Below are 15,729 nucleotides of genomic sequence, written 5' to 3' on the forward strand. Positions count from 1 at the left end.
AAAAAAAATAATGATGAACATACGTAAGTTTTTTAAAGTAAGGAACTACTACTTACTCCTTGGAGTAATCATGATAAATGTAGGTTGTACGAAAAATTTTCTGGAGTACAATACCAATCCTAATGAAGCAACCGACGAGATGACGGATTGGGATAATGTGAGAACTGGTTCTCTTCTTTTACAGATGGAGCAGAACGTACTGGTGGTAGCACAACCGGGACTTAATATCGGTTCGGACAGATATCAGACTGTGGAAGTGATGGGTGGAGATGGCTATGTCGGCTATTTTGGTTTTCCTGCTCCTAGTATCAATTCTGCCGGTCGTTACAATTGGGATAAAAGAAGTTGGTATGGTGATATGTTCACTACCAATTACCTGACGACTATGAATGCCTGGCGTGAAATAAGAAAAGCGATTAACAATGACGAAGATCCCCGGTTTTCTATGGCGCAGATTTTGAAAGTAGCGGCAATGCATCGTGTGACAGATACCTATGGGCCTATTCCTTATTTGAATTTTGGAGTTTCAAAAGAAGTGCCTTATGATTCGCAAAAGGATGTTTATTACAGATTCTTTGAAGAATTGGATGGAGCTATCAATAACTTGGATAGTTATGCTGCATCCGGAAGTAAAGTTTTGTCATCATGGGATTGCGTGTTCAACGGTGATGTTACATCTTGGATAAAGTTTGCCAATTCACTTCGTTTGCGTCTTGCATTGCATCTTGCCTATGTGGATGAAACAAAGGCAAAAAGTGAAGCCCAACTGGCTATTGGCAATAGTTATGGATTGATGAATGTGAAGTCTGATTTAGCAGAACTTCAGCATATTACTCCAATAGCGACTTATGAAAGTCCTCTGTATATTCTGAAAGGATGGGATGATATTTGTATGGGAGCGACGCTGGATTCATACATGAATGGTTATCAGGATCCACGACTTTCTGCTTACTTCGAGGCAGGTACGGGTGGAAAATATCGGGGTATAAGAGCCGGAATGTCAAAGGACGTAAGTAAGGATAAATATATAACAGGAATCTTTGCCGAACCACAGGCAACTGCTACTTCCAATGTAGTGTGGATGCGTTCATCCGAATCATATTTCTTGTTGGCGGAATATGCTTTGCGTTGGGGAACGAATGCCGATGCTAAAAAGTATTATGAAGATGGAATAAGAATGTCTTTTGATGAACATGGTGCATCAGGAGCTGACGCGTATCTGACAAGAACTGCGGCGGGTGGATATGTGCCTGCCAATTATGAGGATCCGGTGACATCATCTCATTCCATGGATGCTTTGGGGACTGTTTCTATCGCTTGGGATGAATCGGGAGATTTTAGAACAAATCTGGAACAAATCATTACTCAAAAGTACATTGCTCTTTATCCGGTGGGACAAGAGGCATGGACAGAGTTCCGCCGTACCGGTTACCCGAAAGTATTTCCGGTTGTTGTGAACGAAAGTTCCGGAGGTTCTGTAGACACAAATATACAAATCCGCAGATTACCTTATCCGGAATCGGAATATAATACGAATAGAACAGAGTTGGATAAAGGCATCACACTTTTAGGTGGCGTAGATAACCCGGGTGTCAGATTGTGGTGGGATGTGCCTAATAAATAATTGGTTACTTAAATAATGCAGAATATGAAAAGAAATTATGTATATTTTTTGTTCACCTATCTCTTGACATTTGTTGTGAGTGGTTGTGATACGGATATTGAACCGGAAGTTATACAGGCGGCTAATACTTATAATGAAGAATATTATCAGAACTTACGTGAATATAAGAAAACAGATCATGCTATTTGTTTCGGCTGGTATGCCGGTTATACTTCAGAAGCATCTCCTTCGCAGGGACTTCATTTCACAGGTTTGCCGGATAGTCTGGACATCGTCAGTCTGTGGTCAGGTATTCCTTCCAACAATCCGGCTTATGTAGAAACTAGTTATTATAACGAGCGTTATTTGCCGACTGCTTATGAGGAAATGAATTATATCCGTACAGTAAAGGGGACTCGCGTTGTGATGTGTACGATTTGCCGTATTGGAAGTACGGAGTTTCCTAAAACCGACGCAGGTATCGAGGCTTATGCTTTACATCTTGTGAGATGTGTGTTGCGTAACGATCTGGATGGTTTGGACTTGGACTACGAACCGGAAGGCGACTGGTTGCAAAATGATAACTTTACAAAGTTTATAAAGGTATTGGGAAATTATTTCGGTCCTCAATCGGGTACAGGCAAATTATTAATTGTTGACTTCTATAATCAGCTGCCTCCTAAGGAAACAGAACCTTATGTCGATTATTTTGTACGACAATGTTACACCACCGGTAGTGCTCAAAGTTTGCAATCTAAATTTGACCAGCTTAGCAGCTGGTGTCCTCCTGAAAAATTCGTTGCTACGGAACAAATGGGATGGTACTGGCAGAATGGTGGAGTCGAATTTACGGAAGCCGATGGAAATAAAGTAGATTCATGGGGCAATCCAATCTATTCTGTAATAGGTATGGCACGCTGGAATCCTACACAAGGACGAAAAGGCGGATTCGGCGGATATTATTTTGAATATGAATACAATACCACTCGTCCTGCTAATCAGGCTATAGGTGATAAAGAGAAAGCCGCTATTCCTTATTATAGCCTTCGACGTGGTATTCAGGAACAAAATCCTGCCGGAAAGCCTGTACAACAGTCTACTAAACAAGAAACGGAAGAAGAAAATGGATGAATTTTAAATTTGTATGCAAGGTATGAAAACATTGAATAATATAAAAAAGATATGGGGAGCTGCTTTGATAGGAATAGCTTCTTTTATGCTGCAGGGATGCCAGGAAGCCGCTCAAAAAGGTGACGGGTTGTTAATGACCGGAACATCTTCGGATAGATTGGTAAAGTTTGCCATTGATGGATTTCCATCTGCGTATGCTGTTTCTGTGACTTCAACTTCTCGCGTTGAATCGGATATTCAGGTGAATCTGGCTGTTGATGCAAGTCTGGTTGATACTTATAATGAGGAAATGGGAACCAATTATTATCCCATTCCGGATAAATCATATACATTTGAAAATCCGGAGGTTACGATTTCAGCAGGACAGGCAATTTCTTCTGCTGCCTCTCTTTCAATTGCCGATGATTCGGAATTTGTTCCGGGACGTGTTTATTTGATACCAGTTACCATAAAAAGTGCGACGGGAGATTTGGATATTATAGAAGCAGGACGTACTATTTTCCTGAAAGTATCCCGAACATTGCGTTTCCATGCTCCGTATGTAGGACAGGCTTCTATGGCTTATCAATTTTTGCTTCCGGATCCTATTCCTTCCTTGCCTACTTATACATGGGAAGTGAAGATTTATGCCACTCAATTCCGTTCTTCCGGAGCTTCCGGTACTACCCGTGTTTGCTCATTTGGAGGTAGTGAGGCGTCTGTAGAAGGGGGAGCAATTGATGATGGGGGCTTTAAATGTGACCAGAACCTGCTTCGTTTTGGTGAAGGAACGGATGAGCCGAACCAGCTGCATGTAACAACTAAACAGGGTAAAATGTCATCGAATACTCGCTTTGCTTTAAATACCTGGTATGCTGTTGCCTTGGTAAATGACGGCAGTACGTTGACATTGTATATTAATGGAGAGAAAGATAACTCAATGACAGTTGCTCCGTATGAATATGCGCTTTATGGAGTACAGATCGGTATGCCTTCAAAAGGTTATCAATCTTCACAATTGTTTTATGGTCGTTTGAGTGAGATGCGCCTTTGGACTCGTCCTTTGTCTGCTCGTGAAATTAAAGCAAATGTATGTGGGGTAGACCCTTCTACCAATGGGCTTGTGTCTTATTGGAGAATGAATGAAGGAGAAGGAACTACTTTCTATGATTTATCTCCGTCAAAGCGTGATATCAGTTATAAGAATGGAATCACGATTGACTGGACTTATGATGATACGAATAAATGTCTTGAATAAGGTAATAATAAATGAATAGACTGTATGATAATGAAAAACAATATAAATAGATTAACTCTCCTTTTGCTTGTTTTATTGGGAGGAGTAGGATTCACATCCTGTTCGGATGATGACAATGATTTTATTGAATTGCCGACAATAGAGATGCCACAGTCGGAAGCAGGACCTGTTTCTATTGATTATAGGGAGATACTGGATGCAGGAAGCTATGTTTATGATTATACTATCAAACTGGATAAACCTGCTGCTACTACTTTATTGTGTGACATTGCCGTGGACGAAAGTATGGTAGAGGCTTATAATGCTGCAAATAACACGTCTTATAAGATGATGCCTGCTTTTGTCTATGAGTTGCAAGCTAAAAATGCGATAGTGAAGGCAGGACAGCAAGAATCCAATTCCTTATCAGTTAAGTTTTCATCGTTGTTCGGTTTGGTGGAAGGTGAAGAATATTTGCTTCCTATTGTTGCAACAATAGATGAAACGTGTGTAGGACAATTTGTAACGGACACTCGTTCTGTTTCTTATTTTACGATTAGCATTGATGGGGAATTGGATTATATACCGGGATTGAATATGAGTTCTTATTCAACGGATATGTATCGTACGTTAAGTTTCGCAAATGATGAAGTAGTTACGATTGAAGATAATACACATACGTTTGAGATGCTTGTATATCCATATAGTTGGCATAGTGGAACTAATTATATAGGTACATGGCGTGGTAAAGATACCAACAATAATAATGAGTTTTTTAGTGGTTGTGAACTACGTGTGACCGGTGCAACGGGAGCGTCTAATATTGGTAATCGTCAATGTGACTTGACATTGGCTAATCAAAATATAACGTTGCCGGCTAATCAATGGGTAAGGTTGACTATTACTTGTGACGGAACAAAAACGGGCCAGAATACTGAGGTTGCTTATCGTTTATATATTAACGGTGAGGAAGTTGCTTCTGCAAAACCTACTAAACGTTGGGGACCATCCTCTTCTCAAAGATTCAAGGTGGGATATACGTTGACTGGTATTCAGTTTGGTAATACAAGTTCAAGTATGTATTTTGATGGTCTGATTTCTGATATTCGTATGTGGAAGAAGTGTCTGACGGCGGAAGAAGTAAAAGCTAACTTGCGTACAATAGCTTCTCCATCTTCGTCGGACTTATATGGCTATTGGAAATTGGATGAAGGAGAAGGAAATACATTGAAGGACAGTTCGGGCAATGGGCGTGATTTAACTTTCCCTGCTTCGGCAAACATCATTTGGAATGCAGAATTCAATGATTTGCCTCAAGATAATTAAAATGTGATTTTATATTGGGAGTTATTGTGTTTTTACGTAACTCCCAATATTAACTTAAAGAAATGATGATGAAACGTTTTATGTCAGCTTTGATCGTTTTACTGTGCTCTATTGTTGGCGTATGTGCTCAACAACAGGGAAAAACTGTATTACGTTTTGATACTACTACTTGGAATTTTGGTAATATTCAGGAAGTAGAAGGCAAAGTGAGTCATACTTTTCATTTTACTAATATACATACTTCTCCTGTTGTGATTGAAGAAGTGATTTCAACTTGTGGGTGTGCCATTCCTGTTTATAGTAAACAACCTGTAAAACCAGGGCATACAGGCACTATTACCGTAACTTTCGATCCTAAAGGGCGAACAAACTTTTTCTCTAAGAGTATAAGGGTTGTTTCTAATTCAGGGCAAAGTGTCAATACTCTTTGGGTAAAAGGCACGATAAATACAATGAATCGTATAGAGGATGAATATCCTTATTCTTTATCATCAGATATTCTGGCAGACCGAATGACTCTATCTTATGATCTGTTACAGCATAATGGGAGGCCAAAACAATTGGAAATTAGAATCTATAATCGGTCGGATAAAATAGTCAGGTTGTCATACTCGCTGTTGGATAAGAGTGGATGTTTGTCGATATCTATGCCATCATCTCTTCAAGGTCGATCTTGTGCGACTATAAAAATAACAGCTTCTCCTTTAAAAGGCTTTTACGGTACATTTAAAGATAAGATTATTATTAGTGCCAATTCCGTACACAGTTCTCCTATACAAATCTTTGGTACAGTGATTGATGATATGAGAAAAGTAAGCACGGCAACTGCTCCCCGGATGAAGTGTTCACAGTCTTATTTTAATTTGGGGAATATCTCATTAAAAAAGCGTATTCAGAGAAAAGTTAAAGTTACTAATGAAGGGGCGAATCCTCTTATTATCCGCAAAATAGAATGTCCGGAATTTGTTTCTACTAATATCCGGGGTGAAAAGGTTTTGAAGCAAAATGAGTGTTTGGAGGTTCTGTTTGAATTAAATGTATCATCTTCAAACCATCTATTGGATGCAAAGGTCAAGTTGATAACAAATGATACTCATCAGCCTGTACATACAGTTATATTTGAGGGAGAAATGGGTAAGTAGGGTTGAATATCTCTATTTGAAAGATTAGAAATACACTATAAATTAATTGAGTCATTTTACTGTATATAACATTATGATAAAACGATTGTATATTTTGGTGATGGTACAGATGGTATGTACTTTGGGGTTTACTCAATCCTCTCCCTCGTTACCTGCTTACAAAGATCCCAGTTTGTCAATAGATATAAGACTTTCAGATTTACTTTCCCGCATGACTCTGGAAGAAAAGGTCGGTCAGTTACTTTGTCCTTTAGGTTGGGAAATGTATGAAATCCATGGCAGTGAGGTTCATCCTTCCGGAAAGTTCAAGCAATTGATTAAAGAAAGAAATGCCGGAATGCTTTGGGCAACTTATCGTGCTGATCCCTGGACAAAGAAAACATTGGCTAATGGCTTAAATCCAGAATTGGCAGCGAAAGCCGGAAATGCATTGCAAAAGTATGTGATGGAGAATACCCGTCTGGGAATTCCGATGTTTTTAGCGGAAGAAGCCCCTCATGGGCACATGGCAATTGGTGCTACAGTTTTTCCTACGGGTATCGGAATGGCGGCTACCTGGTCGCCGGAATTAGTAAAAGAAGTTGGTCAAGTTATCGCTAAAGAAATTCGTTCCCAAGGTGGGCATATTAGTTACGGTCCCGTACTTGATCTGACCCGTGATCCCCGTTGGTCCCGCGTGGAAGAAACATTTGGTGAGGATCCTGTGTTGAGTGGCATTTTAGGGGCGTCTATGGTTGACGGTTTAGGTGGAGGTAATCTATCACAAAAATACGCTACCATAGCTACCTTGAAACATTTTCTGGCATACGCTGTGCCGGAGGGTGGACAGAATGGTAATTATGCTTCAGTCGGTATTCGTGATTTGCATCAGAATTTTCTTCCTCCTTTTCGTAAGGCAATAGATTCAGGGGCATTGTCTGTAATGACTTCATACAATTCGATAGATGGGATACCTTGTACGTCGAACCATTATTTGCTGACTCAACTCTTGCGTAATGAATGGAAGTTTTGTGGCTTTGTAGTTTCCGATTTATATAGTATTGAAGGGATTCACGAAAGCCACTTTGTTGCTCTAACTAAAGAGAATGCAGCCATACAATCTGTAACGGCTGGCGTTGATGTTGACTTGGGTGGGGATGCTTATACCAACCTTTGTCATGCAGTTCAATCCGGACAAATGGATAAGGCTGTGATTGATACGGCTGTCTGCCGGGTGTTACGGATGAAGTTTGAGATGGGCTTGTTTGAGCATCCTTATGTGGATCCGAAAATTGCTGCTAAAACAGTACGCCGTAAAGAACATATCGAACTGGCACGTAAAATCGCACAGTCTTCCATAACACTTCTCAAAAATGAGAATTCAATTCTTCCTTTAAGCAAGACGATAAATAAGGTGGCGGTAATTGGCCCTAATGCTGACAATCGATATAATATGTTAGGGGACTATACAGCTCCGCAGGAAGATAGTAATGTGAAAACTGTTCTTGATGGAATTATAACAAAATTATCTCCTTCTCGTGTGGAATATGTACGAGGCTGTGCTATTCGTGATACTACAGTGAATGAGATAGAACAAGCAATTGAAGCTGCCCGTCGCTCCGAAGTTGTAATTGTGGTTGTGGGTGGTTCCAGTGCCCGTGATTTTAAAACGAGTTATAAAGAAACAGGTGCGGCTGTAGCTGAAGAGGGTAGTGTAAGTGATATGGAGTGTGGAGAAGGATTTGACCGTGCCAGTTTATCCTTACTTGGTAGACAACAAGAACTATTGGAATCTTTGCAAAAGACAGGTAAGCCTTTGATTGTCGTTTATATTGAAGGTCGTCCTTTAGAAAAGAATTGGGCTTCGGAATATGCTGATGCACTACTGACTGCTTACTATCCGGGGCAGGAGGGTGGAAATGCCATAGCGGATGTTCTCTTTGGAGATTATAATCCTTCCGGACGTTTGCCAATCTCCGTTCCGCGTTCTGTAGGTCAGATTCCGGTTTATTATAATAAGAAAGCTCCTCGAAATCATGATTATGTGGAAATGTCATCTTCTCCGTTATATAGCTTTGGTTATGGGATGAGTTATACCACTTTTGAATATTCTGCTTTGCAGGTAGTGCAGAAATCTGCTCGTTGTTTTGAAGTCTCATTTAAAGTAAAGAATACAGGGAAGTATGATGGTGAAGAAGTAGCACAACTTTATATGAGAGATGAATATGCATCAGTTGTTCAGCCGATGAAACAGTTGAAACATTTTGAACGTTTCTATTTAAGTAAGGGAGAGGAAAAGTTAATCGTCTTCACGTTAGCAGAAGAAGATTTATCTATCATTAATCAGGCTCTGGAACAAATAGTAGAGTCCGGAACTTTTCAGGTAATGATTGGTAGTTCTTCGGATGATATTAGATTAGAAGGTTCTATTTTAGTAAAATAAGTTTTATTATTAGGATGTTGTTGCTCACTTTTATAAACCTAGGTAAATAAGAGAATATACCGGAAAATGAATGTCTGGAGGAAATAATAAAATTGCTTTTATTGCTGATATTATTTGTTTTTTTTAATAAAAGCATCTACTTTTGGCTCCCATAAAAAATGATAATAACCGGAAAATCTCTGATGACACATATTGGTGAACAAGAAAAGAAGAAGAAATTCGAGCAGTTTTTCATTCTTACTTTTCCGAAGGTAAAGGCTTTTGCATGGAAGATTTTGCGTTCGGAAGAAGATGCGGAAGATATTGCTCAGGATATATTTGTCAAGCTGTGGGATAATCCGGAAATCTGGGAAAACAAAGAAACATGGGATAGTTATATTTATACGATGGCTCGTAATCAGATTTATAACTTTCTGAAACATCAGTCCGTGGAGCTTAGTTATCAAGAGAAGTTAGTGCAGGAAGATTCCCCCTCTTTCGAATTTGATATTTACGATAAGCTTTATGCTAAAGAACTCCAACTTTTAATAAAACTCACTTTAGATAATATGCCGGAACAACGTAGAAAGGTTTTTTCTATGAGTCGGAAAAATGGAATGAGTAATCAGGAAATCGCTGATAATCTGCAACTTTCTATTCGTACAGTGGAGCGCCACATCTATCTTGCACTACAAGAATTAAAAAAAGTCATCTTAATTGCATTTTTTTTCTATTTCAGTTGAGTAGTCCGTTTTAGCAAGTTGTCTATATTATATAAGGCAAATCTAAAATGAAGAATTATATTCAAAAAATTATCAATGTATTTACTGCTTCCGAGCATAGTGAGAATGTAACCAAAGAAGTACATCAATGGTTGGTGGATGAGGAGCATGCTGATGAGAAAGATACAGCGTTGAATACACTATGGAAAGAAACAGAAGGTAAAGTTGATGCAGGCACATGGACTTCCTTGGCGAATGTATATGATAAGTTAAGGGTTCCCCAGCAGAATACCAAGTCTCGGTTCCGTATACGAGCATGGCAATATGCAGCTGCAGCGGTCGTGTTATTGATGGTTGTTATTTCGGGAACTTTCTATTATACTAAAGATATGTATTCTGCAGTTGCCATGGTTGAGAAGTTTACCCCTGCTGGAAAAATGAATGTAATAGAGCTTCCGGATGGAAGTAAAGTACAAACCAATTCTGGTACTATTTTACTATATCCTGAAGTATTCAAGGGTGATACACGAACAGTCTATCTGATTGGTGAGGCTAATTTTAAAGTGAAGAAGAATCCCGAACAACCTTTTATCGTAAAATCAACAACGATGTCTGTTACAGCTCTTGGTACTGAATTCAATGTCATGGCTTATCCTGAAAATGAAGAAATTGTCGCTACATTGATTCATGGAAAAATAAAGGTGGATTGTAATAGTGGAAAAGAAAGTTATATACTGACTCCCGGACAACAAGTGACTTATTTACGTAATACATCAAAGAGTCTGCTTGCTGATGCCAATTTAGAAGATGTAACAGCTTGGCAAAAGGGAATGTTTGTATTCAGAGGAGTGTCTATTAAAGATATTTTTTTAACATTGGAACGTAGGTATGCGATGACTTTTCAATATAATGCCAACTTGTTCAATGACGATAAATATAATTTCCGTTTCCGCGAGAACTCAAGCATAAAAGAGGTGATGGATGTGATGCAAGAAGTGGTAGGAGGATTTGATTATAAGATAGAAGAAGATATATGCTACATAAAGGCGATTAAGAAGAAATAAATCAGTCAAGATATAACATTTGTATAACCTTAAAATAACGAGTTAGTCATGAAAAAAAGTATCCGGAAAAAGGATGCCGCCTGATTCCGGATATGAAATCCTTTTTAGTATTAAAGCTATATGCTTACTCTTTGAGAAATAAATATTATGAGTTAACACTAAAAACGCTCAAATCTATGAATTTTTATCGATTTAAAGCTGTTCTTTTTATAATTTTTAGCTGTTTCTTATTGCAAACAGCCCTTTTTGCTCAAGGTAATGTTAAAATTACGATCAAAAAGAAAAATGTAACGTTACAGGAAGCGTTGCAGGACGTAGAAAAACAATCAGCTTATCTGGTTGCTTTTAATGAGTCAAAATTGGAGAAAACAAAACAAATTCATTTGAATATCAATGCCGAACCTCTCGAAAAAGCCCTTACTATTATTCTTTCGGGCACAGGTTTGACTTACAAGATTAAAGATAAATATATAATGATTGTTCCTGCAGGAAAACCTGCTCCTGAAAAGAAAACAATAACGGGAGTGGTGCAGGATGCCAATGGTGAGCCATTGATTGGCGTCAATGTTTCAGTTAAAGGAGGTTCTGCAGGTACTGTGACAAATCTGAATGGCGAATTCTCTTTACAGGCTGCCAAAGGAGAAATATTAGAATTCTCCTATGTTGGATATGTGGCTGCTTCTCAAACGGTGACAGAAAGAAATTCACTTGCAATAATAATGCAAGAGGATGCGAAAACTTTAGATGAAGTGGTAGTCACTGCCCTAGGTATCAAACGTGCGGAAAAGGCGTTGAGTTATAATGTGCAGCAGATTAATGCGGATGATATTTTGGAAAATAAAGATGCTAACTTTGTCAATTCTCTTTCGGGCAAAGTGGCCGGCGTCAATATCAATTCATCTTCGTCTGGTGTAGGAGGTGCTTCCAGAGTTATCATGCGTGGTACTAAATCTATTGAACAGTCATCTAATGCATTGTATGTGATAGATGGTGTACCAATGTATAATTCGAAAGGTGAAGGAGGTACGGAATATGGTTCTTCGGGTGTGACGGAAGCTATTGCCGACATCAATCCTGAAGATATCGAATCGCTCTCCGTACTGACTGGTGCAGCAGCTGCTGCTCTTTATGGTTCGGATGCTGCCAATGGTGCGATCATCGTGACTACGAGACAAGGAAAAGAGGGAAAACTCTCTGTGACAGTGTCTAGTTCTATGGAATTCATGAAAGCATTTGTTATGCCTAAGTTCCAAAATCGTTATGGTTCCAGTTCGGGTGACATGAGTTGGGGTGACTTACTTTCTTCATCATCTTATATCGGATATGATCCTGCAAGTGACTATTTGCAAGGAGGATTAGTGGCTACAGAGACAGTGAGCCTTTCTACCGGTACGGAGCGTAATCAAACATATTTCTCTGTAGGTGCTGTAGATTCAAAAGGAATAGTTCCCAACAATGGTTATCATCGTTATAATTTTACATATCGCAATACCACTTCGTTTTTGAATGATAAGATGAAGCTCGATGTGGGTGCCAGTTATATCTATCAGAAAGATCGTAATATGACTAATCAGGGTGTCAACTATAACCCACTGATTGGTGCATACCTCTTCCCCCGGGGTAACGACTGGGAAGACGTGGAGATGTTCGAACGCTACGACCCGCAACGTAAGATTATGACTCACTATTTTACAATGGATCCGGGTGAGTATATTATTCAGAATCCTTATTGGATCAACTACCGTAATCTGCGTGAGAACAGCAAGAACCGTTATATGTTGAATGCGTCATTGAGCTATGAGATTACTGATTGGCTGAATGTGTCAGGACGTATCCGTTTGGATAATTCTGTAAATAAATATACGGAGCGCATTTTTGCTTCTACCCCCGAACAGCTGACGATGTTGTCAAAGAATGGATTGTATGCTATCACCCGCTCATCGGACATGCAGATTTATGGTGATATTCTTGCAAATATAAACAAGCGGTTTGGTAATGATTGGTCTCTTTTTGCTACTCTTGGTGTATCGCTCACCGATCTGAACTATTCAGATACAGGTATGCGTAGTCCTCTTCGCGATGGTTCGATAGAAGGTGAGACGACAGGTGTTGCCAATGTTTTTAATCTATCTAATATGAGTAACAAAGCATTGGAAAAAGTGGAGAATCCATGGAGGGAACAGACCCGTTCTATCTTCGCCAGTGCAGAAATTGGTTATAAGAGTACTTACTATCTGACACTGACCGGTCGTAACGATTGGCCTTCGCAGTTGGCAGGACCGGCCTCTACAAGCAAATCGTTTTTCTATCCTTCTATAGGTGCATCAGTCATTGTTTCAGAAATGATTCCAAACTTGTCGAAAGATTATATCTCGTTTTTGAAAGTGCGTGCTTCTTATGCTTCGGTAGGTAATGCGTTTAAGCGTTTTGTTGCAAACCCGGTACTTGAATGGAATAATACCAGTTCTACGTTTGAACAGTTGACGAATTATCCGGTTTCAAACTTAAAGCCCGAACGTACTAAGTCTTGGGAGTTTGGTTTGACTGTTAACTTCCTGAAGTATTTTAATGCCGATCTTAGCTATTATCTGACTAATACTTATGACCAGCTTTTCCAACCTGACATTTCGGTTGGCTCGGGTTATAGTACTATTTATGTGCAGACAGGAAATATTCGTAACCAGGGTGTGGAATTGGCATTAGGTTTTAAGAATACATGGAGAAAATTCACATGGAACTCTAATCTGACATTTAGTACCAACAATAACAAAATTATCGAGTTGGGTAACAATCTGGTTAATCCGGTCACCGGGGAGCTCTTCTCTATATCTTCATTGGATATGAAAGGACTGGGTGATGTGCATTTCTTGTTGAAAGAAGGGGGGACACTGGGCGATATGTACTCTTCCGCAGACTTTGTACGTGATGATAATGGTAACATTTATGTGGATTCCGAAGGTAAGGTTGTCTATGAAAAAGGTATCAAAGAACCAGAGAATTGGAAAAAGTTGGGAAGTGTGTTGCCTAAAGGAAATTTGGCGTGGCGTAACCGTTTTGATATAGGCAATTTAAACGTCGGTTTTATGCTTGCCGCACGTTTGGGTGGAGTAGTATATTCGCGTACACAAGCTACATTGGATTATTATGGTGTGTCCGAAGTTTCTGCCATTGCCCGTGACAATGGTGGTGTACGAATCAATCAAAGTATCATGGATGCAGGTGATTTAATAGAGGCGCATAGTTGGTATAATCAAGTGGCTGTATCAGGAGGTATTCCACAACTCTATACTTATGATGCGACGAACGTCCGTTTGCAGGAGGCTTCCATTGGTTACACTATCCCGCGCAAGTGGTTGGGAGGTGTAATGGATATCGACCTCTCCATTGTTGGACGTAACCTATGGATGATTTATTGCAAGGCTCCTTTCGATCCGGAGAACGTAGCTACCACAGGTAATTATTATCAGGGCATTGATTATTTTATGATGCCGTCTACCCGGAATATTGGATTTAATGTACGATTAAAGTTTTAAGCTATGAAAAATATAATAAAATACATATCATTTGGGGTACTTTGCGGTCTTGTCACGGCATGCACACCCAATTATGAATACATTAATCAGAATCATGCAGGTGTTACGGAGGAACAAGCCGAAGCCGACGGATACAACATCACGACTTCACTGATTACTTTGCAGAACAATGTAATATCCACCAGTACAAGTCGTGCGCAGTATGTAGATTTATTGTTGGGAGGAACATGGGGACGCTATGCTGCTGAATCGAAAGCTAATTCATGGCCTAACAAGTTTTCAACTTTCGATCCGCCTGCAGATTGGTCCGGAGTGGAATTTAACGAAGTGATTCCTTATATTTTCCCCTATGTGAGTAGTATAGAGAGAGTGACGGACGATGTGGTTCCCCAAGCGATAGCCCATATAATTAAAGTGGCTGCTATGCATCGAGTGACAGATACATACGGGCCTATTCCTTACACGCAAGTGGGAGTTGACGGTCAGGTACAGACAGCTTATGATTCACAGGAGCAGGTATATAAGGCAATGTTTGTCGAATTAAATCAAGCAATTACTGAACTAACCGATCATCAGACAGAATCTATTTCCCAGAATGCCGACCTGATATTTAAGGGAGATTTGCTGAAATGGATTCGTTTTGCCAATTCACTGAAACTTCGTTTGGCTATACGTACTTGTTACGTGCCACAATTTAATGTAGATGGAAAGACATCACAACAATTGGCGGAAGAAGCGGTGAATCACTCGGTGGGTGTAATGACATCGAACGACGATGTAGCTCGATTGACAACTTTCTCTAATGTTGGAAATCCATTGAATGAGGCTATTAAGTTTAATGAGGGTGACCACCGGGCTATTGCTGATATGACTATTTATATGAATGCTTATAATGATCCGCGCCGTGCTGCATATTTTAATGAGTCGGGATATTCGTCTCAAACCTATTGCGGACTTCGTACGGGGTTGGCTCCGATTGGCTCGTCAGATTTCAATAAGTTCTCTACCATTAAAATAGAACGCGAAACGCCGTTGGTATGGATGTATCCGTCAGAGGTGATGTTCTTGTGTGCGGAAGGTGCGTTGCGTGGTTGGAACATGGGCGGTGGAACAGCACAGTCGTATTATGAACAGGGTATTAAACTTTCGTTTGAATATTGGGGAGTGTCTGATGACAATTACATTCATAGTACCAAGGCTCCGGATACTTATTCTGATCCTTCTGGAAAGAATTCTTATTCTAACAAAGTTAGTAACATCACTGTACAGTGGAATAACGGAGGTGTTTTTGAAGAAAACCTGGAACGCATCATCGTGCAGAAATGGCTGGCAAACTTCCTGCTGGGATTGGAGTCGTGGTCTGACATGCGCCGTACAGGTTATCCGAAAGTGTTACCCGTTGTGCAGAATAACAGTAATGGTTTGCTGAATAATGATGAGATTCCTCGTCGTTGCATTTATCCTACAAGAGAAGGGCAAAGCAATGCACAAAATTATCAGGCTGCTTTGAAACTGTTGGGCGGGCCGGACAATCTGGCAACTCATCTTTGGTGGGATTGCAAGGAATAATGAGTACTAACAAAGAAATAAA

The 15,729-nt window shown here is 39.8% G+C and carries 10 protein-coding genes; all 10 read left to right on the forward strand.

Annotation, left to right across the window (positions count from 1 at the left end):
- Window positions 1–10 precede the first annotated feature (10 nt).
- The 10 genes from NQ505_RS13440 to NQ505_RS13485 all read left to right on the forward strand — a co-directional run bounded on the left by NQ505_RS13440 (window position 11) and on the right by NQ505_RS13485 (window position 15,707).
- Window positions 11–1,624, forward strand: coding sequence for a SusD/RagB family nutrient-binding outer membrane lipoprotein (locus tag NQ505_RS13440; RefSeq protein WP_032853856.1), 1,614 nt, complete (start codon window positions 11–13; stop codon window positions 1,622–1,624).
- A gap of 24 nt (window positions 1,625–1,648) precedes the next feature.
- Window positions 1,649–2,734, forward strand: coding sequence for an endo-beta-N-acetylglucosaminidase family protein (locus NQ505_RS13445; protein WP_009000807.1), 1,086 nt, complete (start codon window positions 1,649–1,651; stop codon window positions 2,732–2,734).
- Between the two features lie 22 nt (window positions 2,735–2,756).
- Window positions 2,757–3,971: a DUF1735 and LamG domain-containing protein gene (locus NQ505_RS13450; protein WP_009000808.1), complete on the forward strand. Its 1,215-nt coding sequence runs from the start codon at window positions 2,757–2,759 to the stop codon at window positions 3,969–3,971.
- A 30-nt stretch (window positions 3,972–4,001) separates the two neighbouring features.
- Window positions 4,002–5,276, forward strand: coding sequence for a BT_3987 domain-containing protein (locus NQ505_RS13455; protein WP_232293050.1), 1,275 nt, complete (start codon window positions 4,002–4,004; stop codon window positions 5,274–5,276).
- Window positions 5,277–5,341: 65 nt separating this feature from the next.
- Complete coding sequence (locus NQ505_RS13460) at window positions 5,342–6,418, forward strand: DUF1573 domain-containing protein (protein WP_009000810.1); 1,077 nt, start codon at window positions 5,342–5,344, stop codon at window positions 6,416–6,418.
- A gap of 73 nt (window positions 6,419–6,491) precedes the next feature.
- The gene (locus tag NQ505_RS13465) at window positions 6,492–8,840 is read left to right on the forward strand and encodes a glycoside hydrolase family 3 N-terminal domain-containing protein (protein ID WP_259825081.1); all 2,349 of its coding nucleotides are present in this window, start codon (window positions 6,492–6,494) and stop codon (window positions 8,838–8,840) included.
- Window positions 8,841–8,998: 158 nt separating this feature from the next.
- A complete protein-coding gene (locus NQ505_RS13470) occupies window positions 8,999–9,562 on the forward strand; it encodes an RNA polymerase sigma-70 factor (protein WP_008999073.1) in 564 nt (187 codons plus the stop codon).
- Between the two features lie 47 nt (window positions 9,563–9,609).
- Window positions 9,610–10,605 (forward strand): FecR family protein, encoded by a 996-nt coding sequence (locus NQ505_RS13475; RefSeq protein WP_008999074.1) that lies wholly within the window; start codon window positions 9,610–9,612, stop codon window positions 10,603–10,605.
- 176 nt (window positions 10,606–10,781) lie between these two features.
- Window positions 10,782–14,138 (forward strand): SusC/RagA family TonB-linked outer membrane protein, encoded by a 3,357-nt coding sequence (locus NQ505_RS13480; protein WP_008999075.1) that lies wholly within the window; start codon window positions 10,782–10,784, stop codon window positions 14,136–14,138.
- 3 nt (window positions 14,139–14,141) lie between these two features.
- The gene (locus NQ505_RS13485) at window positions 14,142–15,707 is read left to right on the forward strand and encodes a SusD/RagB family nutrient-binding outer membrane lipoprotein (protein ID WP_008999076.1); all 1,566 of its coding nucleotides are present in this window, start codon (window positions 14,142–14,144) and stop codon (window positions 15,705–15,707) included.
- The last annotated feature ends 22 nt before the right edge of the window (window positions 15,708–15,729 follow it).

The organism is Bacteroides sp. D2, assembly GCF_025147085.1.
In the GTDB taxonomy this organism is placed as follows: Bacteria; Bacteroidota; Bacteroidia; order Bacteroidales; family Bacteroidaceae; genus Bacteroides.

Bases quoted from the DNA above. Each gene is read 5' to 3' on its own strand.
- NQ505_RS13440 (WP_032853856.1), top strand. From the start codon at position 11: ATGATGAACATACGTAAGTTTTTTAAAGTAAGGAACTACTACTTACTC.
- NQ505_RS13445 (WP_009000807.1), top strand. From the start codon at position 1,649: ATGAAAAGAAATTATGTATATTTTTTGTTCACCTATCTCTTGACATTT.
- NQ505_RS13450 (WP_009000808.1), top strand. From the start codon at position 2,757: ATGAAAACATTGAATAATATAAAAAAGATATGGGGAGCTGCTTTGATA.
- NQ505_RS13455 (WP_232293050.1), top strand. From the start codon at position 4,002: ATGAAAAACAATATAAATAGATTAACTCTCCTTTTGCTTGTTTTATTG.
- NQ505_RS13460 (WP_009000810.1), top strand. From the start codon at position 5,342: ATGATGAAACGTTTTATGTCAGCTTTGATCGTTTTACTGTGCTCTATT.
- NQ505_RS13465 (WP_259825081.1), top strand. From the start codon at position 6,492: ATGATAAAACGATTGTATATTTTGGTGATGGTACAGATGGTATGTACT.
- NQ505_RS13470 (WP_008999073.1), top strand. From the start codon at position 8,999: ATGATAATAACCGGAAAATCTCTGATGACACATATTGGTGAACAAGAA.
- NQ505_RS13475 (WP_008999074.1), top strand. From the start codon at position 9,610: ATGAAGAATTATATTCAAAAAATTATCAATGTATTTACTGCTTCCGAG.
- NQ505_RS13480 (WP_008999075.1), top strand. From the start codon at position 10,782: ATGAATTTTTATCGATTTAAAGCTGTTCTTTTTATAATTTTTAGCTGT.
- NQ505_RS13485 (WP_008999076.1), top strand. From the start codon at position 14,142: ATGAAAAATATAATAAAATACATATCATTTGGGGTACTTTGCGGTCTT.